Source organism: Streptomyces sp. NPDC002133 (genome assembly GCF_040296405.1).
GTDB lineage: Bacteria > Actinomycetota > Actinomycetes > Streptomycetales > Streptomycetaceae > Streptomyces.
The window spans coordinates 134,174-158,226 of sequence record NZ_JBEOXF010000003.1; the positions used below are offsets into that span (position 1 = coordinate 134,174).

General features: G+C 71.2%; 21 protein-coding genes. 8 read left to right on the forward strand and 13 right to left on the reverse strand.

The window, feature by feature from the left end:
• Positions 1-4: 4 nt before the first annotated feature.
• The 9 genes from ABT078_RS05230 to ABT078_RS05270 all read right to left on the reverse strand — a co-directional run bounded on the left by ABT078_RS05230 (position 5) and on the right by ABT078_RS05270 (position 9,303).
• Positions 5-1,543: an amino acid permease gene (locus tag ABT078_RS05230; RefSeq protein WP_351223989.1), complete on the reverse strand. Its 1,539-nt coding sequence runs from the start codon at positions 1,541-1,543 to the stop codon at positions 5-7.
• A gap of 119 nt (positions 1,544-1,662) precedes the next feature.
• Positions 1,663-2,469: an anti-sigma factor gene (locus tag ABT078_RS05235; protein WP_351223991.1), complete on the reverse strand. Its 807-nt coding sequence runs from the start codon at positions 2,467-2,469 to the stop codon at positions 1,663-1,665.
• Positions 2,466-3,050 carry a sigma-70 family RNA polymerase sigma factor gene (locus ABT078_RS05240; RefSeq protein ID WP_351223993.1) on the reverse strand — a complete coding sequence of 195 codons (585 nt, stop codon included), beginning with the start codon at positions 3,048-3,050 and terminating at the stop codon, positions 2,466-2,468. Before ABT078_RS05240 ends, ABT078_RS05235 begins: the two co-directional genes overlap by 4 nt.
• A gap of 582 nt (positions 3,051-3,632) precedes the next feature.
• Positions 3,633-4,481 carry a siderophore-interacting protein gene (locus tag ABT078_RS05245; RefSeq protein WP_351223995.1) on the reverse strand — a complete coding sequence of 283 codons (849 nt, stop codon included), beginning with the start codon at positions 4,479-4,481 and terminating at the stop codon, positions 3,633-3,635.
• 73 nt (positions 4,482-4,554) lie between these two features.
• On the reverse strand, positions 4,555-5,481 hold the full coding sequence (locus tag ABT078_RS05250; RefSeq protein ID WP_351223997.1) for a 5'-3' exonuclease: 927 nt from the start codon (positions 5,479-5,481) through the stop codon (positions 4,555-4,557).
• 98 nt (positions 5,482-5,579) lie between these two features.
• A complete protein-coding gene (locus ABT078_RS05255) occupies positions 5,580-5,975 on the reverse strand; it encodes a hypothetical protein (RefSeq protein ID WP_351223998.1) in 396 nt (131 codons plus the stop codon).
• A gap of 308 nt (positions 5,976-6,283) precedes the next feature.
• Complete coding sequence (locus ABT078_RS05260) at positions 6,284-6,511, reverse strand: DUF7848 domain-containing protein (protein WP_351223999.1); 228 nt, start codon at positions 6,509-6,511, stop codon at positions 6,284-6,286.
• Positions 6,512-6,801: 290 nt separating this feature from the next.
• Positions 6,802-7,509 carry a DUF5753 domain-containing protein gene (locus ABT078_RS05265; RefSeq protein ID WP_351224398.1) on the reverse strand — a complete coding sequence of 236 codons (708 nt, stop codon included), beginning with the start codon at positions 7,507-7,509 and terminating at the stop codon, positions 6,802-6,804.
• A gap of 336 nt (positions 7,510-7,845) precedes the next feature.
• Positions 7,846-9,303, reverse strand: a complete 1,458-nt coding sequence (locus ABT078_RS05270) for a recombinase family protein (protein WP_351224001.1) — start codon at positions 9,301-9,303, stop codon at positions 7,846-7,848.
• A gap of 418 nt (positions 9,304-9,721) precedes the next feature.
• On the opposite strand from ABT078_RS05270, the gene ABT078_RS05275 reads away from it, so the two are divergent.
• The 4 genes from ABT078_RS05275 to ABT078_RS05290 all read left to right on the forward strand — a co-directional run bounded on the left by ABT078_RS05275 (position 9,722) and on the right by ABT078_RS05290 (position 14,849).
• Positions 9,722-10,804, forward strand: coding sequence for a quaternary amine ABC transporter ATP-binding protein (locus tag ABT078_RS05275; RefSeq protein ID WP_351224003.1), 1,083 nt, complete (start codon positions 9,722-9,724; stop codon positions 10,802-10,804).
• Positions 10,797-13,418, forward strand: a complete 2,622-nt coding sequence (locus ABT078_RS05280) for an ABC transporter permease/substrate binding protein (protein ID WP_351224005.1) — start codon at positions 10,797-10,799, stop codon at positions 13,416-13,418. Before ABT078_RS05275 ends, ABT078_RS05280 begins: the two co-directional genes overlap by 8 nt.
• Positions 13,419-13,581: 163 nt before the next feature.
• Positions 13,582-14,133: a helix-turn-helix domain-containing protein gene (locus tag ABT078_RS05285; RefSeq protein ID WP_351224007.1), complete on the forward strand. Its 552-nt coding sequence runs from the start codon at positions 13,582-13,584 to the stop codon at positions 14,131-14,133.
• An 8-nt stretch (positions 14,134-14,141) separates the two neighbouring features.
• Positions 14,142-14,849: a helical backbone metal receptor gene (locus tag ABT078_RS05290; protein ID WP_351224009.1), complete on the forward strand. Its 708-nt coding sequence runs from the start codon at positions 14,142-14,144 to the stop codon at positions 14,847-14,849.
• On the opposite strand, the gene ABT078_RS05295 is transcribed toward ABT078_RS05290, so the two are convergent.
• Positions 14,788-15,888: a TDT family transporter gene (locus tag ABT078_RS05295; protein WP_351224011.1), complete on the reverse strand. Its 1,101-nt coding sequence runs from the start codon at positions 15,886-15,888 to the stop codon at positions 14,788-14,790. The two genes, ABT078_RS05290 and ABT078_RS05295, sit on opposite strands and share 62 nt — an antisense overlap.
• A 70-nt stretch (positions 15,889-15,958) precedes the next feature.
• Here ABT078_RS05295 and ABT078_RS05300 point away from each other — a divergent pair, with 70 nt between their 5' ends.
• Complete coding sequence (locus ABT078_RS05300) at positions 15,959-16,891, forward strand: LysR family transcriptional regulator (protein ID WP_351224013.1); 933 nt, start codon at positions 15,959-15,961, stop codon at positions 16,889-16,891.
• Positions 16,892-17,333: 442 nt separating this feature from the next.
• On the opposite strand, the gene ABT078_RS05305 is transcribed toward ABT078_RS05300, so the two are convergent.
• The 3 genes from ABT078_RS05305 to ABT078_RS05315 form a co-directional block, all read right to left on the reverse strand.
• Positions 17,334-18,011 carry a gamma-glutamyl-gamma-aminobutyrate hydrolase family protein gene (locus tag ABT078_RS05305; protein ID WP_351224015.1) on the reverse strand — a complete coding sequence of 226 codons (678 nt, stop codon included), beginning with the start codon at positions 18,009-18,011 and terminating at the stop codon, positions 17,334-17,336.
• Between the two features lie 13 nt (positions 18,012-18,024).
• Positions 18,025-19,470: an ethanolamine permease gene (gene eat / locus ABT078_RS05310; RefSeq protein WP_351224017.1), complete on the reverse strand. Its 1,446-nt coding sequence runs from the start codon at positions 19,468-19,470 to the stop codon at positions 18,025-18,027.
• Between the two features lie 102 nt (positions 19,471-19,572).
• Positions 19,573-20,301, reverse strand: coding sequence for a FadR/GntR family transcriptional regulator (locus tag ABT078_RS05315; protein WP_351224019.1), 729 nt, complete (start codon positions 20,299-20,301; stop codon positions 19,573-19,575).
• A gap of 183 nt (positions 20,302-20,484) precedes the next feature.
• On the opposite strand from ABT078_RS05315, the gene ABT078_RS05320 reads away from it, so the two are divergent.
• Genes ABT078_RS05320 through ABT078_RS05330 form a run of 3 tightly spaced genes read left to right on the forward strand, consistent with a single transcriptional unit; the run spans position 20,485 to position 24,031 of the window.
• Complete coding sequence (locus ABT078_RS05320) at positions 20,485-21,861, forward strand: glutamine synthetase family protein (RefSeq protein ID WP_351224021.1); 1,377 nt, start codon at positions 20,485-20,487, stop codon at positions 21,859-21,861.
• An 8-nt stretch (positions 21,862-21,869) separates the two neighbouring features.
• Positions 21,870-23,240: an aldehyde dehydrogenase family protein gene (locus tag ABT078_RS05325; RefSeq protein WP_351224023.1), complete on the forward strand. Its 1,371-nt coding sequence runs from the start codon at positions 21,870-21,872 to the stop codon at positions 23,238-23,240.
• 5 nt (positions 23,241-23,245) lie between these two features.
• A complete protein-coding gene (locus ABT078_RS05330) occupies positions 23,246-24,031 on the forward strand; it encodes a 3-oxoacyl-ACP reductase (RefSeq protein WP_351224025.1) in 786 nt (261 codons plus the stop codon).
• Positions 24,032-24,053: the final 22 nt, after the last annotated feature.

Sequence of the window (24,053 nt, forward strand, 5' to 3'; positions counted from 1 at the left end):
CCCGTCAGCGTATGCGCCCCCGCAGCGCCCGGTACGCCGCCCCCGCCGCCAGCGTGCTGCCCACGAAGAGCAGCGTGAACCACTGGAAGTACCAGTGACCGCCCGTCGGGTCGTAGACCTCGGCTCGGGGCCAGGCGAGGTTCAGGGTCATGGCGATCCCGTACACCAGCGCAAGCGCGTTGATCGGCAGACCCCAGCGGCCGAGGGTGAAGAGCGGGGCGCCCTTCTCGTCGCGGTCGTCCGGGTGCGGCCTGCCCCAGCGGCCGCGCAGGCGGCGCACCAGCATCGGGCCCGTGACCATCGCGTAGGCCAGGTAGACCATGGCGATGCAGGTGGTGCCGATGGCCAGCAGGGCCTCGGGGGAGAGGAAGTTGAGAAGCAGGAGCAGCGCCGCGAGGACGCCGACCGTGACGGCCGCCGCGGCGGGCATGCCGGTGCGGGCCGGGACCTTGGAGAGGAGGCCGGACAGCGGGAGTTGGCGGTCGCGGGCCATGGAGTAGAGCATGCGGGTCGCCGAGGTCTGGATGGCGAGCGTCGCGGCGCAGATCGCGATGACCACGTCCGCGAGGAGCACCTTGCCGAGGCCGTCGCCGAGGGTGCTGGTGAGGACGTACGAGAGACCCTCGGTCGCGAGTCGCCCGTCCACCAGGCTGGGCGCGGCGAGCAGTCCGCCGAGCAGCAGCAGACCGCCGCAGACGCCGGAGGTGGTGAGCGCGGAGAAAGTGGTACGGGGCGCCGTGCGCCGGGGGTTGACCGTCTCCTCGCTCATCTCGCTCGCGCTCTCGAAGCCGATGAGGACGTACGCCGCCGTGAAGGAACCGATCAGCAGCGCGCCGATCGCCCCGCCCGCGCCGCCCGTCTCGAGGACGATGCCGGGGTCGCGTTCGGCGTGGGTGAGGAGCAGGGTCACGATGAGGGCGACTCCGACGATCTCGGCGGTCACGCCGATGGTGTTGACGGCCGTCAGGACCCGGTTGTCGAGGACGTTCACGACGGTCGTGAGGGTCAGCAGGATCAGTCCGAGCAGGGCCGCGTTCGCCGCGCCGCTCGACGAGGTCGGTGAGGGATCGTCGCCGACGAGCTGGAAGCCGGACCAGATCGCGGGCAGCACGGCCTGCAGCGCGAGGGCGGCTGCGCCCACCACGACGACCCTGCCGATCACCATGAGCCAGCCCGCGTACCAGCCGAAGGCCGGGGTGCTCAGCCGCGTCGCCCACTGGTAGACGGCGCCCGCGATCGGGTAGCGGGCGGCGAGTTCGGCGAAGCAGGCGGCGACCAGGAGCTGGCCGGCGAGCACGACCGGCCAGGTCCAGAAGAAGGCCGGGCCGCCGAACGAGTAGCCCATCGCGAAGAACTGGAAGACCGTCGTCAGGACGGAGATGAAGGAGAAGCCGGCGGCGAAGGACGCGTACCGGCCCATCCGCCGCCGCAGTTCCTGCTGGTAGCCGAAGCCCGCGAGCTCGGACTCGTCGGGCCCGGTCGCGGTCCTGTCCCCCGGGCGGGGGACGGGGTTCGGGGTGGAGGTGGGTGCGGTCACGGTCATGGCAGCCCCTGTCGCGTCATTCCTGTCGGGCGACAGAAATTAGGGACAGGCTGTTTCCTCCGCGTGTCACGGCCATGTCGGGGCGGGGCCGAAGTGCTCACGGCCCCGCCCGCACCCCCTTACGCCACGGGGAAGTTCAGCAGCGCGAGCGGCTCGGACGTCGGTGCCGGCGAGCCTCCCGCAGGCTCCACAGTGACGCCCATCCCGGTCGCCCGCCCCACCGGTCCGTCCATGAGCAGCGCCTCTGCCGCCCCCGACGAGTCCAGCAGTCCGGCCGGCCGCATCGTCCCGCCGTCGGCGAACCACAGCTGGTACACCTTCCCGGCGCCCGGTCGCGGCAGCCCGGACGCCAGGAACACGGCCCGGTCCCGCTCGCGCGACACGGCCACCGTGCCGGTCGCCCCGCCGTCGCCGAGTGCCGTCGTGCTGGTCCGCACGTCGGGTGCCGTCAGCACCTGGGCAAGCGACTCGGCCTGGCGCTGTGCCTGCTGTGCCACGGTCCTGGCCTCCTCGGCGGCGCGCTGCTGCCAGACCGCGACACCCCCGAGTGCGGCCACGCCTGCCAGGCACGCCGCGAGCACGAGGCGGGAGAGCCGCCGCCTGCCGCCCGGCCGGAAGCCCCGCACGCGCGGCCGGTCCCCGCCCGCCGCGCCCGCGCCGCCCACCAGCGGGGCTTCCTGGCGCACCGTGGCGATCCGTGCCAGCACCTGCCCCTTCATCGCGGGCGGCGGGTTCTCGGTGGCCGCGAGTCCCAGCCGTACCGCTGTCGCGCTGAGTTCCCGCACCTCCTGCGCGCAGGCCTCACAGGCGTCGAGGTGACGCTCGAACCGGACGCGTTCGCGGTCGCCGAGCGCGTGCAGGGCGTACGCGCCGGTCAGCGTGTGCAGTTCGGCGTCGCGCCCGGTGCTCCGTCCCACCGTGCTCATGCGTTCACCCCCAGGCAGTCGCGCAGCCGGATCAGCCCGTCGCGCATACGGGTCTTCACGGTGCCCAACGGCACGGAGAGCAGCTCGGCCACCTCGCGGTAGGCGAGCCCCCGGTAGTAGGCGAGAGTCACCGACTGGCGCTGCAGCTCGGTCAGGGTGCGCAGACAGCGGCGTACCTGTTCGCGCTCCAGCCGGGCCTCGACCTGCTCGACGACCTCGTCGAAGTCCGGGGTCCCGCCGAGCCGGGCCGCCTTCTGCTCACGCTCGGCCGCGGCCTGGGCGGACCGCACCCGGTCCACCGCGCGGCGGTGGGCGAGGGTCAGCGTCCATGTCATCGCGGAGCCCCGGGACGGCTGGAAGCGCGCGGCCGTACGCCACAGTTCGACCAGCACCTCCTGCGTCACCTCCTCCGACTGTGCCGGATCACGCAGCACGCTGCGCACGACGCCGAGCACGGGGCCGCAGACCGCGTCGTACACCTGGGAGAAGGCGTCCTGATCGCCGCGCGCGACCCGTACGAGCAGTTCGTCGAGCCCCGGACCGGCCGGCGGCGCCCCTGTGATCCGTACGGCTTCCTTCACTCGCGCTCCCTCTCGCCCCGAGCTCACCACGTCGTCCCACCTCATATACGGAGCCGGAGGGCGCGTGGACTGGTGAACGGAAGAGTTGTTATGCGGCCGTGCCACGGCATCGACATGGTGTCTTCCCGATGCCGCCGCTGACGTTACTCTCCTGGGCCCGCAGGGCACCCGGTCGGACACCGGGGTGGATGCGGCACATCGCCGACGATCAACCGCAGCATCTCCTGCGTCCCGCAGACAAGGCAGGGAGGCCTCAACGGGCCGACGCCCGAGCTCACTCGTCCACAGCCGTCGGCACATATGCGTGCTCATCCGGCGGCCGCGCGTAACCCCCGTCGACCGGCGATGATCGCGGGCCGTTCCGCGATGTCCGCCGACCCGGTGTGGGGCGACGTGCTCGGGGTGGCGCGCTGCCGGCGCCTGCGGTCGCTGCCGTGCGGCTGTCGACCCGTACGTTCCGCTCGTGCCAGTGGTCGGTCCGGCGCCGGACGGCTGCGAGAGCGACCGCACAAAGGTCCGGCCCCGGGCACTCGCCGCCCGGGCCGGACCCTCACGCATGCGCGGCGGCGCCCGCCGCAGGCGCTACGCGGCCCGCGAGGCCTCCTGCTCGCGTTCGACCTGCGCGTTCCAGTCGCGCTTGATCGCACGCCATGCCTCGTCCGACTTGCCCAGGCGCCAGTAGCCCGAGATCGACAGGCGGGTGGCGGGGACGCCCCGCTCCAGGCGGAGGTGGCGGCGGAGCTCCTTCACCGCGCCCGCCTCGCCGTGCACGAAGGCCTGGACGTCGCCGGCGGGGAAGCGCAGCTCGCGGACCGCCGCGAGGAGCGCCTCGCCCACGGCCCGGTCGCCCCGGTGCAGCCAGGTCACCGTGACCCCGTGCGGCATCGCGATCTTCTGCTCCTCCTCGGGGCCGGACACCTCCACGAACGCATGGACGACGGCGCCCGCCGGTATCTGCTCCAGCGATGCGGCGATGGCGGGCAGTGCGCTCTCGTCGCCCGCCAGCAGATGCCAGTCCGCGGCCGCGTCGGGGGCGTAACCCCCGCTCGGGCCCAGGAGCCACACGGTCTCGCCCGGCCGGACCCGCGCCGCCCAGGGCCCGGCCAGCCCCTCGTCGCCGTGGACCACGAAGTCGATCGTCAGCTCGCGGTGCACGGGGTCCCAGGCCCGCACCGTGTACGTGCGGTTGGCCGGCCACTGGTCGCGCGGAAGCTCCTCACGGATCCGGGCCATGTCGAACGGCTCCGGGTACGTCACCCCCGGCAACGGGAAGACCAGCTTGACGTACGCATCCGTCGACCCGTCCGTCGCGAACGCGGCCAGGCCCTCGCCGCCGAGCACGACGCGCACCATGTGCGGAGTGATCCGGTCCGTGCGCACCACCCGCGCCTCATGGGCCTGCGGTGCCTTGCGGGCGGGCGTCTCTGCCACGGCGTCTCCCTCGGTGTCGTGCCGGTTAGGCTAACCTAAGTTAGCACCTCACCCGGGTGATCGCCGTTCCGGCTCACGCCCTCAGCTCGACGAGCAGCCGGTTCACCACCCGCCCGAGGCCCCACCGGGCTGCCAGCTCCTCCAGCCGCTCGGGATCGCGCGGCTCCTTCGGCAGTGCCGGATCGAAAGCGGGCAGCGGTACGTCCGCAGCCACCTGCACCACCTTCGGCGCGACCGCCACGTACCCCCGCGCCTCGTCGAGTCGCCTGCGCTGCGAAGGCGTCAGCTTCGCCGCCGGGTCGTCGACGGCCGCCATGATCCCGGCCAGGTCCCCGAACGCGTCCAGCAGCTTCGCCGCCGTCTTCTCGCCGATGCCCGGCACACCCGGCAGCCCGTCGCTCGGGTCCCCCCGGAGCAGCGCCAGATCCGCGTACCCGGGCCCGTCGACCCCGTACTTCTCGCGCAGCACCGCCTCGTCCGTGGCCTGCATCATGCCGACGCCCTTCAGCGGGTACAGCACCCGCACGCCCCGCGCGTCGTCCACCAGCTGGTACAGATCCCGGTCGCCGGTCACGATGTCCACCGGCCCCGCCGCGCGGAGGGCGAGCGTGCCGATGATGTCGTCCGCCTCGTACCCCGCGACGCCGACCCGCGCGATGCCCAGCGCGTCCAGCACGTCCTCGATGATCGGGACCTGCGGGGACAGCGTGTCAGGGATCTCCTCCTCGTCCGGACCCGTCTCGGTCTCCACCGCCACCCGGTGCGCCTTGTACGACGGGATGAGCTCCACCCGCCAGTGCGGACGCCAGTCGGCGTCCATGCAGGCCACGAGCTCGTCGGGGTGGTGGTCCTGGACCAGCCTGGTGAGGAATTCGATCAGCCCGCGCACCGCGTTGACCGGTGTGCCGTCGGGCGCGCGCACGGAGTCCGGAACCCCGAAATAGGCGCGGAAGTAGAGGGAAGCGGTGTCGAGCAAAAGAATCTTGGGTCGGGTCGTCATGCCGCCCAGGATCGCACTGCTCGCCGCTGGACGGTCGCGCAAACGACGAACGCCCCGGACCCGTCAGCCGGGGCGTTGTGCGGGCGTCAGTCGGCCCGTCAGGCGTCGCCGCCCGCCACGATCGCGTCGCAACCCGAGCACCACTCGGCCGGACGGCGGCGAGCGGTCCACGCGTCGCGGTGCGTGCTGTGGAACTCCTGCTCGCAAAGAGCCATCCACTTGTCGGCGGCGTCGATCAAGCCGTACTCCGCGCAGTTCACGGACGCGGTGAGCGTACCCGTCGCACGCACGATCGCTGCCCAGCGGACGCCGTGGATGCTGGCGGCTGCCTCGGTGTGCTTGGTCGAAGTGAAGACCGTGGTGGCACGCGGCTCGGTGGCGCGGGGCTCGTTGGCCTTGGCCTTTGCTTCCGGACCATCTTCGCGGGCTTCGCCTCCGGCGCGGGCTCCGGGGCGACCTCGACCGGGGCGACGTCCGCCGTGAGCTTCATGCACGACTTGCAGGTGACGTCGCGGTCCGACGCGTCGCTCTGGTCGCCGGTCTTCCCGCAGGCGAGCTTTCCGTCCGCCTTCACCAGGTGCACCGCCGCGCCCTTGCCCACCGTCGCGTTAGCCATGTCGTCCCCTCCTTATCGCCGGTCCGTCCGGCGAGAGCCCGACCGTAAGACGCTGCTCGGAGCGAGCGCAGCTCTGTGACCTGCGGAAACACGAAAGCCCCCGCCGGACCGACGGGGGAATCGGCCTGACGGGGGTACCGGTCGCGTCCGACTGTGTTGCTCGCCGTCGCCGGACGAGACCGGGGCCTACTCGTTCCGCGTCACGCGGGCGTGGTCGGTGTACTCGCGCCGGAACATGTCGTGGCCGGTGCGCCCGGTGTGCCTCAGCGCCCACTCCTGAGCGTCGTTCGGGTCGCCTTCGGGGCCGGACGACTCGTCACAGCCGTACGCGACGCAGAACACCTCAGCAGTCACGCCGCCGTCTGGGACATGCCGGATCGTGTGCTCGACGTACCGCAGCACCGCGCGCGTCATGCCCGGCCTCCGCGCGGGTGGTTCCTGATCTCGGCGCTCGTCTCGAACGCCTTTCGCTGATCGCCACGGTTCAGTGCGGACCGGCGCTCCCGCACCAGCGCCATGCACACCCCGCAGCCGTTGACGGGGGAGCACTCCACCAGCCACGGGTCGATTGGTAGCTCTACAGGCTGAGTTGAATACCGCGTGGGTTCGGTCACCGTGCCCCCTCGTCTGCTGCGATCGATGCCGACCACGCTAAGAACCAGCCAGACAAGGTCTCCACGAAGTTGCACGGAATTGCACGCGACCTAGCCGAGGGTGGCGATGGCGTCCGTGATCAGCGCCCGCGCATCGGCGCCGTAGACGGCAAGGTCGACCGCTCGGCTGAACGCCTTGGCGTACTGCGCGATCTCGGACGGGGCCGTGACGGTGACGGCCGCTGTCAGTAGCTCGACCTGCGCTTGTTCGCTGTCGTAGATGCTGAACGTCTCCAGCGGCCACATGCCGCGCTCGACCGAGAACGGCACGACGCCGAGCGAGACCGCCGGAAGCGACATGATCGACAGCAGGTGTCCGAGCTGCCCGGCCATCACCTCGGCGTCGCCCATGCGGTACCGCAAGACGGCTTCCTCCACGAGGATGGCGAAGCGGTGGTCACCCTCGCGCAGCACGCGTGCCCGGTCCATGCGGGCGACGACGGCTTCGGCGACGTCGTTCGGGGTTTCCCGGAAGGCCGTGATCTCGGACAGCAGCGCGGTCGCGTAGGCGGGCGTCTGGAGCAGTCCAGGAACGACGTTGGAGCAGTAGATCCGGAACGCGCGGGTGCGCTCGAACAACGGGACGTAGGACTCTTGGAGTCGCCGCAGCCCGGTGCGCTGGAGCCGCTTCCATTCGACGTACATCGACTCGGCCGAGCGGGACGCGGCGATGAGGTCGGCGGCTTGTTCGTCCGTGCCGCAGATGCTGCACCACGCCCGTATGTCGGCGTCGGACGGTGGTGTGACGCCGTTCTCGATGCGCGAGGACTTCGACGGGTGTTCAGCACGCGTACAGCCGCGTCCTACCGTTCGTCATAACGTGGTGTGTCGATGTAACGGCGCCATGGCCGTCAGCGGGTCACTCATGGATTCCTCCGGGGTATGCCGACGGGGGTCGCCGCCATTGCGCCAGCGACACCCATTCGCTAGCGATTACTTCTCGGCAGCGTGGGCCAGCACCTCGATTTCTGCTCGGTTTCGTCCCGCATAGTGGAGACCAAATTGGTGACGTCAGCCACAACGCCACTGCTGGGCGCTGGAACGACGAACGCCCCGGCATCCGTCCAGGACACCGGGGCGTACACACGCGGACCGTCAGCCGGCCGTTGGGGCGTCACCGTCCCGCCAGTGGATATCCACACGCGATGCGTCGACTCCGCGTCGTCCGCGCACGCCGGGACGGATTACGACGTGATGGATGGCGTTCTCCAACAGCGCCCGCCGTCCGTCGGTGTCCCGTGCCGCCCACGCTTCGGCGAAGGTCTCGCCGGTCGGCACGTACTCGACGAGGGGTTCCGTCGGCATGTCCGCAAGCTGCTTCCGACGAGCCTTCATCGTCCGCAGGTCGGCCAGCAGCTCGGCTTCACGCTCGTCGTCGTCGACGTCGGCCAGCTCCGCCGTGGCGGCCTTGATCGCCGCTTCCACTGCAGCCAGGTCGGCGACTTCGCGGACGGTTTCGCGGACCTCGACGACGTCGAAGCGGCCGACCATGCCGAGGAAGGTGGACTCGATGTGCTCCTCTATGCGTTCGGCGACGATGGACACGCCACGGGCGCAGCCGGTCCCGTCAGATGCTCCTCGGCAGGAGTAGCGCGTCGTCGGGTTCTTCCCACCCGTCTGGTTGACCCGAAGCGAGCCGCCGCACGTCGAGCACCGCAGCAACCCGCCGGACAGAAGCCGTGCCCGGCGCTTGCGCTCGCCGCCGGGGCGGGTGGACGGCTTCAGCAGCACGCGCAACCGCGCCATATCCTCCTCGGGCATGACCGGCTCCCACGCCTGGGCCGGTGCGCCGTCGTCGTCGCGGAGGACCTTGCCGTGATGCGTCATGTAGCCCAGTGATGCGTCCTGTGTAAGGACGATGCGCAGCGACGTCATCGACCAGGCGCCGCCCTTTGCTTTGCGCGGGACCGAGCCGGCTGCATTGATCGCGGTCGTCGTCGCGTACAACGACTTCCCGGCAAGAATCATGTCGGCGGCCTTGCGCACGTACGCAGCTTCGACGGGCTCGACTTCCAGGACCTTGCCGGGGCCGTCCGGGTTTTCGACGACGCGGTAGCCGTACGGCGGTGAGCCACCAGGCCAGCGCCGAGCACGGACCAAGGCGGCGCGGGCGGCCAGGACGCGGTCGCGGATGGTGGCCGCTTCGAACTCAGCGAAGACGCCGAGCATCTGCAGGAGTGCCGTACCGGCTGCCGTCGTCGTGTCGAACGGCTCGGTGGCGGACACAAGCGCGGCGCCTGCCTTTGTCCACTCGTCGACGAGGTTCGACAGGTCCGACACGGACCGGGCGACACGGTCGATACGCCAGACCATGATTGTGTCGGCACGGCCAGCGGCGACGGTGTCGCGGACACGAGCGAGGCCGGGCCGGTCGAGGCGGGTCTTCGTTGCGGAGACGTCGACGTCTTCGACGATCTCGGCGAGCGCCCAGCCACGGGCCTTGCATGTGGCGGTGATGAGTTCCCGCTGGCGTTCGATGGACGTGCTCTCGTCCGTAGCCTTGGAGATTCGGGCGTACCCGATGACGCGGCGCGGCGCGTGTCCTGGTGTCATGCGGGTGATGGTAAGACACGGCGAAGCGGTATCGAGGAGCATCAGGGACAGTCCGATGATGCCGCACCCCACCGACAACGCCCCGCGTGCACGACGCCCGCCCGCCGCGGCTGCCCCGACTGCCGCGCGGTGCCGCCGTCCGCACGGCGCGATGCCGCCGTCCGCACGGCGCGGTGCCGCCGTCCGCTCGACACGACGGCCGCCTGGCCGCACGGTGTCGTCCGAGTGAACTGGATCACTTTCCGTTTGCCCCCGGCATGCCCGGGCAGGCGCGACGCCGGAGCAGACCCCATTGCGCCCTCGACCAGCAGCGACGCTGCCGGCGGCACAAGCCCGGGGAGACGGGCCGAACCCGTCCGCTCCACGGCCCGCAGGGTGGGGGAGGCGGGCCGTTCTTGGTTCAACACGTGAGGTCTATGTGTCCAGGCTTGAAGCCGAGCATCTGTACAAGGTGTTCGGTAAACGACCCGACCAGGCGGTGCGGAAGCTCGAGAACGGCGCAGGCCGCGACGAGCTGCGTGCCGACGGAACGACCGCGGCCGTGATCGACGCCTCCTTCACCGTCGAGCCCGGCCAGATCTTCGTCGTCATGGGTCTCTCCGGATCCGGAAAGTCCACGTTGCTGCGCATGCTCAACGGGCTGCTGGAGCCGACAGCCGGGCGCGTCCTCTTCGACGGCCAGGACCTGACCACGCTGAGCGCCCGTGACCTGCGCGCCGTCCGCTCCACCCGGATCAGCATGGTCTTCCAGCACTTCGCGCTGTTCCCGCACCGCAGCGTGCTGGAGAACGCCGCCTACGGCCTCGAGGTGCAGGGAGTCGCCCGCGCCGAGCGCGAGCGCCGTGCCGCCGAGGCGCTGGAGCTGTGCGGCCTCGCGGGCTGGGAGAAGTCCTGGCCCGACGAGCTGTCCGGCGGTATGCAGCAGCGCGTCGGCCTCGCCCGTGCGCTCGCCACCGACGCCGATCTGCTGCTGATGGACGAGTCCTTCAGCGCCCTCGACCCGCTGATCCGCCGCGACATGCAGGACCAGCTCCTGGAGCTCCAGAAGACGCTCAAGAAGACGATCGTCTTCATCACCCACGACCTCAACGAGGCCATGCGCCTCGGTGACCGGATCGCGGTGATGCGCGACGGCCGGATCGTCCAGCTCGGCACTGCAGAGGACATCCTGGTCAGTCCCGCCAACGACTACGTCGCGTCCTTCATCCAGGACGTGGACCGCACCCGCGTCCTGACCGCGGCGGCGGTCATGACCGAGCCCCGCCCCGACGCGGAAACCTGCGGCTGCGAGACCGTCACGCCCGACACCCTCGTCGCCGACGTGTGCGCCGTCAGCGCACGCGTCCCGCACCCCGTGGCCGTCAGGAACGCGGCCGGCAAGGTCGTCGGCGTCGTACCGCAGTCCCGTCTGATCGCGCTCGTCGGCGACGAACGCGGCGAGCCGGTGCCGTGCCGCCTCCCGGCCCAGCAGCGGCCGACGGAGGTGGCCGCCCATGCCTAGGCTCCACCTCGGCCAGTGGGTCGACAGCGGTGTCGACTGGCTCCAGGCCCACCTCTCCTGGCTGTTCGATGCCATCAGCCGGCTCGTCACCACGATGTACGACGGCATCGACGCGGCGCTCTCCGCACCCGAGCCGCTCCTCTTCGCCGGCATCCTCGCCGTGGCCGCCTGGTGGCTGCGCGGGCTGCTCGCGGGCGTCCTGGCCTTCGCCGGATTCGCGCTGATCGACTCCATCGAGCTGTGGGACGACGCCATGTCGACCCTCTCCCTGGTGCTCGTCGCCACGATCGTCACCCTGGCCATCGCGGTGCCGCTGGGCATCTGGGCCTCCCGCTCGAAGACCGTCAGCGCCGTGACCCGGCCGGTCCTGGACTTCATGCAGACCATGCCGGCCATGGTGTACCTGATCCCCGGCATCATCTTCTTCGGCGTCGGCGTCGTGCCCGGCATCATCGCCACCATCGTCTTCGCCCTGCCGCCCGGCGTGCGCATGACCGAGCTCGGCATCCGCCAGGTCGACAAGGAACTCGTCGAGGCCGCCGAGGCGTTCGGCACGACCCCGCGCAACACCCTCGTCCGCGTCCAGCTGCCCCTCGCGCTGCCCACGATCATGGCCGGCATCAACCAGGTCATCATGCTGGGCCTGTCCATGGTCGTCATCGCCGGCATGGTCGGTGGCGGCGGTCTCGGCGGCGCCGTCTACCGCGCCATCGGCAACGTCGACATCGGCCTCGGCTTCGAGGCGGGCATCTCCATCGTCATCCTGGCCATGTACCTGGACCGGATCACCGGCGCGCTGGGCCGCGAGGTCTCGCCGCTCGGCCGCCGTGCCCTCGCCAGGGCGAAGGCCCTGACCGGCGGCGCGAAGATCTGGAACTACCGCCCCCAGCCCGTCGTCGCCGTCGTCGGCGTCGTGGTGCTCGCCCTCGTCGCGGGCGGCATGGGCATCTTCGGCGGCACCAAGTCCGCCGACGCGTCCGACGCCACGAACGTCGGCCAGGGCAAGAAGATCTCCGTGGGCTACATCCCCTGGGACGAGGGCATCGCCTCCACCTTCCTCTGGAAGGAGATGCTCGAGCAGCGCGGCTTCGAGGTCGACACCAAGCAGCTCGAGGCCGGCTCGCTCTACACCGGTCTCGCCGGCGGTCAGATCGATTTCCAGACCGACTCCTGGCTGCCCGTCACCCACGCCCAGTACTGGGACAAGTACCAGGACAAGCTGGAGGATCTGGGCTCCTGGTACGGCCCCACGTCGCTGGAGCTGTCCGTTCCCTCGTACGTGAAGGGCGTCGACTCCCTGGAGGATCTCAAGGGCAAGGCGGGCCGGTTCAAGGGCCGCATCATCGGCATCGAGCCGAGCGCCGGAATGATGGGCCTGCTCAAGGACAAGGTCCTCAAGGAGTACGGCCTGGAGGGCGAGTACAAGGTCGTCGACGGTTCCACGCCCGGCATGCTCGCCGAGCTGAAGCGCGCGTACGACAAGAAGGAGCCCGTCGTCACCACCCTGTGGTCGCCGCACTGGGCCTACAGCACGTACGACCTGAAGAAGCTCAAGGACCCCAAGGGCACCTGGGGCAAGGGCGACGGTGTCCACACGCTCGCCCGCAAGGGCTTCGCCGCCGAGAACCCGCAGGTCGGCAAGTGGCTCAAGAACTTCGGCATGACCGAGGCGCAGCTCACCGGCCTCGAGGCGAAGATCCAGAAGACCGGCAAGGGCAAGGAGCAGGAAGCCGTCCGCGCCTGGCTGAAGGACAACCCTGGCCTTGCCGACAAGTGGACCCCGGTCGCCAAGGCCGGCAGGTCCGCGGACGGCAAGGACGAGCGCGAACGGGCCCTGAACGTCGCCTGGTTCCCGTGGGAGGAGGACATCGCCGCCACCTACCTGTGGAAGGCCGTCCTGGAGGAGCGCGGATACCGGATGAACCTCAAGCAGTTCGAGGTCGGCCCCATGTACACCGCGCTGTCCCGTGGCCAGATCGACGTCCAGTTCGACGGATGGCTGCCCAGCACGCAGAAGAAGTACTGGGACGCGTACGGCGACAAGCTCACCGACATCGGTTCGTGGTACGGACCGACGTCGCTGGAGATCGCGGTGCCGTCGTACGTGAAGGGCGTCGACTCGCTGGCGGACCTCAAGGGGCGCGGCGATGAGTTCAAGGGCCGGATCATCGGCATCGAGCCCGGCACCGAGACCATGAACATCCTCAAGAACAAGGTTCTGCCCGGCTACGGCCTGGACAAGGAGTTCACGGTCGTCGACAGTTCCACGCCCGGCATGCTCGCCGAGCTGAGGCGCGCGTACGCGAAGAAGGAGCCCGTCGCCGTCATGCTGTGGACCCCGCACTGGGCCTACAGCGAGTACGGGCTGACCAAGCTCGAGGACCCGCAGAAGCTCTTCGGCGAGGGCGACCGCATTCACACGGTCGCGAGCAAGGACTTCCCGAAGCAGTACCCGCAGCTGACGAAGTGGCTCAAGGACTTCAAGCTGAGCGAGCAGGAGCTCGCCGGTCTGGAGAACGAGATCCAGAAGCGCGGCACGGGCCACGAGGAGGAAGCGGTCAAGGCCTGGATGGAGCAGAACCCGGGCATCGTGGACCGGCTGGCGCCTCAGTAGACCATCCCTCTCCCCCCACCGGTCGGGCCCCGTCACATACAGTGGCGGGGCCCTTACCGATGGGGGGACCGCCAGGCGAGGCTCTGGGGGAGCCTGTGACAACTGTGCGAATCGGTGCCGGGAATCTGCGTAAGGTACTGAAGAGGAGGGAGGGAACGCAGCCATGGCAGACAAGGAAACACTCCGCGTCGGCTCCGCCGTCCGCAGACGCCGCAAGGCCCTCGATCTCACGCTGGCCGCCGTCGCCGAACGCAGCGGCCTGTCCGTGCCTTTCCTCAGCCAGATCGAGAACGAGCGGGCCCGGCCCAGCATGCGCTCCCTCCAGCGGGTCGCCGAGGCGCTGGAGACCACTGCCGGCGAGCTGCTGGCCGCCGCGGACTCCGCCCGCGTCGTCGACGTCGTCCGCGCGGACGACTCCGCCGGTTCCGGCACTGCCGGGGGCGTGCGGTCCCTCGTGCGCGGCCATCACCAGCTGCATGCCGTCGAGTACACCGGGGAGCAGGACGCGGACCGGGAGTACCAGCATCGCAACGACGAGCTCATGTACGTCGCCGACGGGGCGGCCGAGGTCGAGGCCGAGGGCCGCGTCTACCGCCTGGAGAAGGGCGACACCCTGTATCTGTCCGGAGGCGTACGGCACCGGTGGCGGGCCACCAGGCCGGGCACCCGCCTCCTCGTCGTCGCCGTCCGCGAACACATCGAGACAGGACCGTGAAACGGGCCGTGCCGAAGCGTGTCGTCTCGCTGGTCCCGTCACTCACCGAGGCCGTCGCGGCCGGTGCCCCCGGGCTGCTGGTCGGTGCCACCGACTGGTGCACCCACCCCGCGGACCTCGACGCGGCCCGTGTCGGCGGCACCAAGAACCCGGACGTCGAGGCGATCGTCGCGCTGCGGCCCGAGCTCGTCGTCGCCAACGAAGAGGAGAACCGGGCCCCCGACATCGCCGCCCTGCGCGCCGCCGGACTCGACGTCCTCGTGACGGAGGTCCGGACGCTGCCACAGGCCTTCGGTGAACTCGAGCGCGTCCTGCGCGCCTGCGGCGCGGGCCGGCCGCGCTGGCTCGACGACGCGGAGGCCGCCTGGGCGGCGGTCGTGCCGGGCGAGGTGCGGCGCGCGGTCGTGCCGGTCTGGCGCCGGCCCTGGATGGTCCTCGGTCGTGACACCTTCGCCGGGGACCTGCTGGCCCGCCTCGGCGTCGAGAACGTCTATGCCGGGCACCCGGAACGGTATCCCCGGATCCCGGTGGACGAGCTCAACGCGGTGGGCGCCGACCTCGTCGTCCTGCCCGACGAGCCCTACCGCTTCACTCGGGACGACGGTCCCGAGGCGTTCCCCGGCCTGCCCGCCGCGCTCGTCGACGGGCGGATGCTCACGTGGTACGGGCCGTCGCTGGCAGCGGCGCCCGCGGCACTGCGAGCAGTGCTCCGCTGACCAGACCGCGCGCCGTGCGGACCCCGGCCACGGACCAGGCCGCGATGAGGAGCACATACAGCCCCACCGCCAGCCACTCCAGGGCGGGCAGACCCGTGTGGGCGGACAGCCCCGCCGCGCCCGTGACACAGGTGCCGACCGGGAAGGTGAACGACCACCAGGTCATCGCGAACGGCATCCCTCTGCGGGCCGCGCGGGCCACCAGGGCGCCGGCCACCGCCAGCCACAGGAGGGCGAAGCCCAGTACCGGCACTCCGTAGACGACCGCGAAGACGCCCAGCCCGCTCGCGTACGGGGCCGAAACCGCCGTCGGCGCCACGTCCGCCAGCTTGTTCACGGCGGTCGTCGACTGGCCCAGCGGACCGAGCACGAGGAACAGCGTCGGGGCCAGGGCGAGCGGCAGCGGACCGCGGCGGACCAGCCGGGCGAGGACGAAGGGCAGGATCACCAGCACCGCCAGCAGGCTCAGCCCGAACATTCCGTAGCAGGCCACCAGCAGCGCCGCACGCCACGGGCCGGCGGGCAGCCGGCCCACCAGCATCGGGCCGGCCGCCGCCGACACCATCGGGGCCACCACCGGCAGCAGCCACACCGGCGAAGCGCTGCCGGGGGCGACCTTGTGGCGCGTGATCATCAGGTACGGGATCGCCACGGCCACCACCAGCGCGACGACCGTTCCGACGGCGAAGAGGACTGCGCCCGTCACCGTCGCCGCCCGCTCACCGACGACGCCGGGGCCGACCGACAGGGAGCCGATGCCGACCGCGAGGAGCGCCATCGCGAGGCAGCCGTAGAACGGGGCGACCGCAGGATCGAGCAGCTGGGCGCGGGCCCTGTCGCTGTGGTGGAACCAGTGCCCGGCGCGGGCGACGAGCAGGGCCGCGAGCAGCAGCACGGACAGCACCCACACCGTCTCGCACGCGGGTAGCAGGCCCGGTGGCCGCACCGGCAGGGCAGCACCGGCGTTGGCCACGATCGCTGTGCCCATGACGGTGGCGTACCAGTTCGGCCCGAGATCGCGGAGCCAGGGGATGACCATGCGGCAAGCCTCTGCCTCCGTAAGGGCTCCCACCAGGGATGTTGCTCTTATGTCCTCATAAGCTGTCCTTATGAGCGAAGAGCGACAGGGTCGAGGCCCGCTGGCCCACCGGGTGCCCGACCTCGGTGCGCTGGAACTGCTGCTGGCCGTCGCCCGGCACGGCAGCCTCGGGCGCGCGGCGCGCGAGACGGGCATCACCCAGCCCGCCGCGAGCAGCCGGATCCGCTCCATGGAACGGCAGCTCGGCGTCGCCCTCCTCGACCGCTCGCCTCGCGGCTCACGGCTCACGGGCGCGGGAGCGCTCGTCACCGACTGGGCCGGGCGGATCGTGGAGGCGGCGGAGGCCTTCGACGTGGGCGCCCAGGCGCTGCGGGACCGGCGCGACTCGCGACTGCGGGTGGCGGCGAGCATGACCATCGCGGAGTACCTGCTTCCGGGGTGGCTCATCGCTCTGCGGCAGGAACGGCCCGACACGTCGGTGTCGCTCCTCGCCGGGAACTCGGCCGCCGTGGCGGAGAGGCTCCTGCGCGGCGAGGCGGACCTCGGCTTCGTCGAAGGGCTCGCCGTTCCGCCGGGCTTCGACGGCGCGGTCATCGGCCACGACCGGCTCGTCGTGGTGGCCGCTCCCGGACACGTGTGGGCGCGGCGCCGCACGCCGCTGCCGCCGCAGGAGCTTGCGGCCACCTCGCTGGTGCTGCGCGAACGCGGCTCGGGCACACGGCAGGTCCTCGACTCGGCGCTCGCGCGCTACGGAGGGCTCGCCGAGCCGCTGCTCGAACTCGCCTCCACGACCGCGGTGAAGGCGGCGGCGGTCAGCGGCGCGGGGCCGGCCGTCCTCAGCGAGCTGGCGGTGACCGAGGAACTCGCGGCGCGCCGCCTGATCCGCGTCCCGCTGGAGGCCGTCCACCTGCGCCGCGACCTTCGCGCGGTCTGGCCGTCGGGCCACCGCCCCACGGGCCCGGCCCGCGACCTCCTGTCCCTGACGCGGCGGGGTGCGGGGTGACCGGTGCGCCGCGGGTTGCGCGTCCGTCTGCCGACGATGGGTGGTGTGTGCCCACCCTCCCCCACAGCCCTTCCAGCAGGGGAGGTACCTCCCGCCTCCCCCCAGGACTTCCCACTTGGGCCCGCAGTGGGACGACTGCCCACAGCCCCCTGGGGAACGGCCCACGATCCGTACCCGGGGGCGGCCGGGGCGGGGCCGCGCGGGGTCGCCCCCGCAGAAATCGGCTCCCCGTTCCGGATGACGTCGTACCCACCGATTCCGAGGAGACGACCCCCGAGGGCCACCGCCCCACCACCCGTCGGCGCACCACGAGCCCGCCCGCGGCCCCACGCCGCAGAGCGAGGGGGAAGCCCCGGACGGACACACCGGACGCCACCACGGCACCCGCCGACCGCACCGCCCCGGGAGGCCCGAACGCCCCGCCCCCGTGCACCCCCGCACCTCACGAGGCCGCCCGCACCAGCCCCCTCATCACACGCGTGTCCCCGCCCATCTCCGGGTGCCACTGCACGCCCACCACCCACCCCGGCCCCGGTAGCTCGACCGCCTCCACCGTGCCGTCCTCCGCGTGCGCCGACACGACGAGCCCCGCGCCGAGGCGGTCGACCGCCTGATGGTGGTACGTCGGCACGGCGGACTCCTCCGGCACGAGCGCCGCGTAACGCGTCCCCGGCACCGGCGTCACCGGGTGCAGCCCGAAGACGCCGACCTCCTTCGCATGGCCCTCCATGTGCTGGACGAGCGTCCCGCCGAGCGCCACGTTCAGCAGCTGCATCCCCCGGCAGATCCCGAGCAGTGGTGTCCCGGACGCCAGCGCCGCCTCGATCAGTGCCAGCTCCCACGCGTCCCGCTGCCGCGCCGGCGGCCCGGTGCGCGGGTCGGGCTCGGCGCCGTAGCGGACCGGCTCGACGTCCGGGCCGCCGGCGACGACGAGCCCGTCCAGCCGGGCCACGACGGACGCCGCACGCCCCGGATCGTCCGGCGGGAGCATCGCCGCGATGCCCCCGGCCGACTGGACGAGCCGCGGATAGCCCTCGGGCAGCAGCGCGGCGGGCAGCTGCCACACGCCCCACGAGGCCCGCTCCAGGTACGTGCTGACGCCGATGAGCGGCTGGGTCACTGTTCTTCTCCGGTCAGTCGCGTGCGAGTTCGGCCTCGGCCACGGCCAGCGCCGCGAACTCCTCCTCCGGCGCCCGCGCCACCAGCCGGTGCCGACTGTAGAAGGCGAAGTACGCGAGAGCGACGCCGTAGACGGCGAGGGCGATGAGCGCCGCGTCCTTGTCCACCAGGAAGGTGGCCACCAGCGCCGACAGCGCGAGCACGAACGCCACGGACGAGGTCAGCACACCGCCCGGTGTGCGGTACGGCCGCGGCAGCTCCGGTTCGCGACGCCGAAGCACGATGTGCGACAGCGCCATCAGCGCGTACGAGATCGTCGCGCCGAAGACGGCGATGTTCAGCATCCGAGCCCCGTCCCCGGTCGCGGCCGCCAGCGCGAAACCGATCGCGCCCGGGATGAGGAGCCCCAGGTAGGGGGATTTCCGCCGGCTGGTCAGTGAAAGGAACCGGGGCAGGTACCCAGCGCGGGAGAGGGCGAAGAGCTGGCGTGACCCGGCGTAGATGAGCGAGAAGAACGAGGCCACCAGGCCCGCGAGGCCCGCGTAGTTGACGAAGCGGCTGAGCGCGGTGGGATCGCCGTCGCCCTGGAGCGCCACCACCAGCGGGTTCCCCGCCTCCTGGATGGCGGCCGCGCCGCGCGCCCCGGTGGAGGCGAAGAAGGTCAGCAGGGCGAGCAGGACGAGGATGCCCATCGAGACGGCGAGGGCCCTCGGCATCGACCGCACCGGATCCTTCGCCTCTTCCGCGGCGAGCGGCACACCCTCGACCCCGAGGAAGAACCACATGCCGAACGGGAACGCCGCCCAGATGCCGAGCAGTCCGAACGGCAGCCACGAACTCGACCCCAGAGCGCCCTCGTCGACAGGGATGTCGTCCAGGCCGCTCACCTGGAAGTCCGTGAACGCCCCCACCGCGAAGATCAGGAGCGCGGCGACCGCGATCGCCGTCACGACGAGGCTGAACCGCAGCGCCTCGCCGACGCCCCAGAGATGGATCCCGATGAAGATCGCGAAGCAGGCCAGATAGACCGGCCAGCCCGAGGTGAGGCCGAACAGCCCGAGCGACTCGACGTAGTCGCCGATGAAGATGACGATCGCCGCGGGCGCGAGGATGTACTCGATGAGGATCGCCGTACCGGTGAGGAAGCCACCCCAGGTGCCGAGCGCCCTGCGGGCGAAGCCGTAGCCGCCGCCCGCCGTGGGCAGGATCGCGGACAGCTCGGCGAGCGCGAAGACGAGGCACGCGTACATCAGCCCCATCAGCACGGTGGCGGCGGCGAGCCCGCCGAAACCGCCCTTGGACAGGCCGATGTTCCAGCCGGAGAAGTCGCCGGAGACGACATAGGCGACACCGAGCCCCGTGAGGAGCAGCCAGCCCGCGCTGCCGCGCCGCAGCGTGCGGCGCTCCAGATAGTCGTCCGGTGGTGGTGTGTTGCTCCCGGTGGTGTCTTCCAGCGTCATGGCAGAGCTCCCGCGTCGGGCCCAATGGAGTGGAGCCATACCTTTGCGTCGGGCGCCGGGAAAACGCAAGACCCGTGCGTTACTTTCGGGTTACGTCACGGCCTACGTGAGGAAGCCCCGCAGCAGCGCCGCCGTGCCCGCGCAGTGCTCCCGCATCACCTCGCGCGCGGCGTCGGCGTCGCCCTCCAGTACTGCCTCGACCAGCGCCGTGTGCTGCTGCTGGGAGTGCTCGAGGTTCCGTACGAGCAGCGGAATGCAGTCCAGCAGATCGTTCACGGTGGCCCGTACGGCCGCGTACCGGGCGGTCAGGCTCGGGGAGCCGGACAGTTCGGCGAGGGTCAGGTGGAACAGCGTGTCGCGCCGGCGGTAGTCGTCGAGCGGTGCGTCGTGGGTCGCCGCGAGCGCCGTACGCAGCCGTTCGGCGCCCTCGTCGGTGAGGCCGTGCGCCGCGCACAGCCCCGCGGCGCCGACCTCCAGCACCTCGCGGAAGCGGAGTGTGTCCTCGACGTCGACCGTCGTGATGCGCCGGCGCAGCTCCTCCTCCCCCGGGACGCGGCCGCGGTGCAGCACGAACGTTCCTCCGTAGCGGCCGCGCCGGCTCTCCACCAGCCCCTGCTCCTGGAGGACCTTGAGCACTTCGCGCAGGGTGACACGGCTGATCCCCATCCGGTCGGCGAGCTCGCGTTCGGCGGGGAGCCGCTCGCCGCCGGGGACGAGTCCGAGCCGTACCACCTGGAGGATCTGCTCGAGAGCCTCCTCGAAGCCGTTGCCCGCCCGCACCGGCCGGAGCACGTGCGACAGCCGGTCCGTCCGCTCGCTCTCCTTCGACACCTTGCGCTTTCCCCTTCCCAGGCAATGGTCTTCAGTAATACCTTATGGTCTCCCGGCTGACCCTGAACTGTATTCCCCGGGGGCACCGCACCGGAGAGCGGCTCCGCCGCGGGCCGGACCCCCGGCAACAGGAGCGGATCGGCCGGCGCGCCCAGCAGTTCACTACGAAGGCGGGAGCAATCCGTGGCAGACCGCACACCCCCACTGACCGTCGAGGAGCTCAGGGTCCTCGTCGCGAGCGGCGAGATCGACACCGTCGTCCTGGCCTTCCCCGACATGCAGGGGCGGCTCCAGGGCAAGCGGTTCGCCGCGCGCTTCTTCCTCGACGAGGTCCTGGAGCACGGCACCGAGGGCTGCAACTATCTGCTCGCCGTCGACACCGAGATGAACACGGTGGACGGCTACGCGATGTCCTCGTGGGAGCAGGGGTACGGCGACTTCGCCATGCACCCCGACCTCGCAACCCTGCGCCGAGTCCCCTGGAACGAGGGCACGGCGATGCTGATCGCCGACCTCGCCTGGAACGACGGCATCCCCGTCGTCGCCGCGCCCCGCCAGATCCTGCGCCGCCAGCTCGAGCGCCTCGCCGAGCTCGGGTACACGGCCCAGGTCGGCACCGAGCTCGAGTTCATCGTCTTCAAGGACTCGTACGAGCAGGCCTGGGACGCCGACTACCGCGGCCTGACGCCCGCCAACCAGTACAACATCGACTACTCCGTCCTCGGGACGGGCCGGATCGAGCCGCTGCTGCGCCGTATCCGCAACGAGATGGCCGGCGCCGGACTGACGGTCGAGTCCGCCAAGGGCGAGTGCAACCCGGGCCAGCACGAGATCGCGTTCCGCTACGACGAGGCCCTCGTCACCTGCGACCAGCACGCCGTCTACAAGACGGGCGCCAAGGAGATCGCCGCCCAGGAGGGCGTCTCGCTCACGTTCATGGCGAAGTACAACGAGCGCGAGGGAAACTCCTGCCACATCCATCTGTCGCTGCAGGACGCCGACGGGCGCAACGCGATGGCCGCGGACGGCGACGGTGCCGCGGCGCACGGGATGTCCCCGGTCATGCGGCACTTCCTCGCCGGCCAGCTCGCCGCGCTCCGCGACTTCTCCCTCCTCTACGCCCCGAACATCAACTCCTACAAGCGCTTCCAGCAGGGCTCGTTCGCCCCCACCGCGGTCGCCTGGGGCCACGACAACCGCACCTGCGCGCTGCGCGTCGTCGGCCACGGCCGCTCGATGCGCTTCGAGAACCGGCTGCCCGGCGGTGACGTCAACCCGCACCTCGCCGTCGCCGGACTCGTCGCCGCCGGTCTGTACGGCATCGAGCAGCAGCTCGAGCTCCCCGAGGTCTGCGCCGGCAACGCCTACACCGCCGACTACGCGCACGTCCCCACGACCCTGAGGGAGGCCGCCGAGCTCTGGGAGAACAGCCTCATCGCCAAGGCCGCCTTCGGTGACGAGGTCGTGGCCCACTACCGCAACATGGCGCGGGTCGAGCTCGACGCCTTCGACGCCGCGGTGACCGACTGGGAGCTCCGCCGCTCCTTCGAACGCATGTGAGGCACCACTTGTCGCAACCGTACGCACTCGATGTGCTCAACCCGGCCACCGAGGAAGTCGTCGCCACCGTCCCGGGCGCAGGCGTGCCGGACGTCGACGCCGCCGTCGCCCGGGCCGCACGCGCCCAGCGCGCCTGGGCGGCCGCGACTCCGGCGGACCGCGCCCGGCTGCTGAGGCGCTTCGCATCCGCCGTCGACGACCACCTCGAGGAACTGGCGCTGATCGAGGTCCGCGAGGCCGGCCACACCATCGGCAACGCCCGCTGGGAGGCCGGCAACGTCCGCGACCTGCTCGACTACGCGGCCGGGGGAGTGGAGCGGCTCACCGGCCGTCAGATCCCGGTCCCCGGCGGACTCGACATCACTATCCTCGAACCCCTCGGCGTCGTCGGCGTCATCGCGCCCTGGAACTTCCCCCTGCCGATCGCGGCCTGGGGCACCGCCCCCGCGCTCGCGGCAGGCAACGCGGTCGTTCTCAAGCCCGCCGAGACCACACCGCTGACGGCGCTGCGGCTCGCCGAACTCGCCCTCGAGGCGGGCCTGCCGGAGGGTCTGTTCCAGGTGCTGCCGGGCCGCGGCGACATCGCGGGCGACGCGCTCGTACGCCATGAAGGCGTCGCCAAGATCGTGTTCACCGGATCGACCCGGACCGGCAAGCAGATCATGTCGCTGTGCGCCGACCGCGTGAAGCGCGTGACGCTCGAACTCGGCGGCAAGAGCCCGAACATCGTCTTCGCCGACGCCGACGTCGAGGCGGCGGCCGCCGCCGCGCCCATGTCGTTCCTCGACAACAGCGGCCAGGACTGCTGCGCCCGCACCCGCATCCTCGTCCAGCGGTCCGTGTACGACGACTTCCTGGACCGGCTCGCGCCCGCCTTGAAGGCGGTCGTCGTCGGCGACCCGGCGGACGAGATCACGCAGATGGGTCCTCTCATCTCCCGCGTGCAACTGGACCGCGTACGGTCCTATGTCACCGATGACCTGGCAACGGTCCGCGGCAGCGCCCCCGAAGGCCCCGGCTTCTGGTTCCCGCCGACCCTCGTCACGGACGTCGCCCCCGACGCGCCCATCGCCACCGAAGAGGTCTTCGGCCCCGTCGCCGTCGTGCTCCCCTTCGACGACGAGGACGAGGCCGTACGCCTGGCCAACGCCACCGAGTACGGCCTCTCCGGCTCCATCTGGACCCGTGACGTCGGCCGTGCCCTGCGCGTGTCCGGGGCCGTCGCCGCCGGCAATCTGTCCGTCAACTCCCACTCCAGCGTCCGCTACTGGACCCCGTTCGGCGGCTACAAGCAGTCGGGGCTCGGCCGCGAACTCGGTCCGGACGCCCTCACCGCCTTCACCGAAACCAAGAACGTCTTCATCAGCACGGAGGCCTGAACCACATGACCGACATCACTGCTGTCTGCCGCCGCCTCGTCGGCCGAACCGCCGTCATCACCGGTGCCGGCAGCGGCATCGGCCTGGCCACCGCGCGCCGACTCGCCTCCGAAGGCGCGAACGTCGTCTGCGGCGACATCGACGAGGCCGCCGGCAAGGCAGCGGCCGACGAGGTCGGCGGTACGTTCGTCCGCGTCGACGTCACGGACGCCGAACAGGTCGAGACGCTGTTCAGGACCGCTTTCGACACGTACGGAAGCGTGGACATCGCCTTCAACAACGCCGGGATCTCGCCGCCCGACGACGACTCGATCCTGGAGACCGGCCTCGACGCCTGGAAGCGCGTCCAGGAGGTCAACCTCACCTCCGTGTACCTGTGCTGCAAGGCGGCCATCCCCTACATGCGGCGTCAGGGCAAGGGCTCCATCATCAACACCGCGTCGTTCGTGGCCCGCATGGGCGCCGCGACCTCGCAGATCTCGTACACGGCCTCCAAAGGCGGGGTGCTCGCCATGTCCCGCGAGCTGGGGGTGCAGTTCGCCCGCGAGGGCATCCGGGTCAACGCCCTCTGCCCCGGACCGGTCAACACCCCGCTCCTGCAGGAGCTGTTCGCCAAGGATCCCGAGCGGGCCGCGCGGCGTCTCGTGCACATCCCGGTGGGGCGCTTCGCCGACGCGGACGAGATCGCGGCGGCCGTGGCCTTCCTCGCCAGTGACGACTCGTCGTTCGTCAACGCGACGGACTTCCTCGTCGACGGAGGGATCTCGGGGGCGTACGTCACCCCTCTCTAGGCCGACGGCGTCAGCATGACGA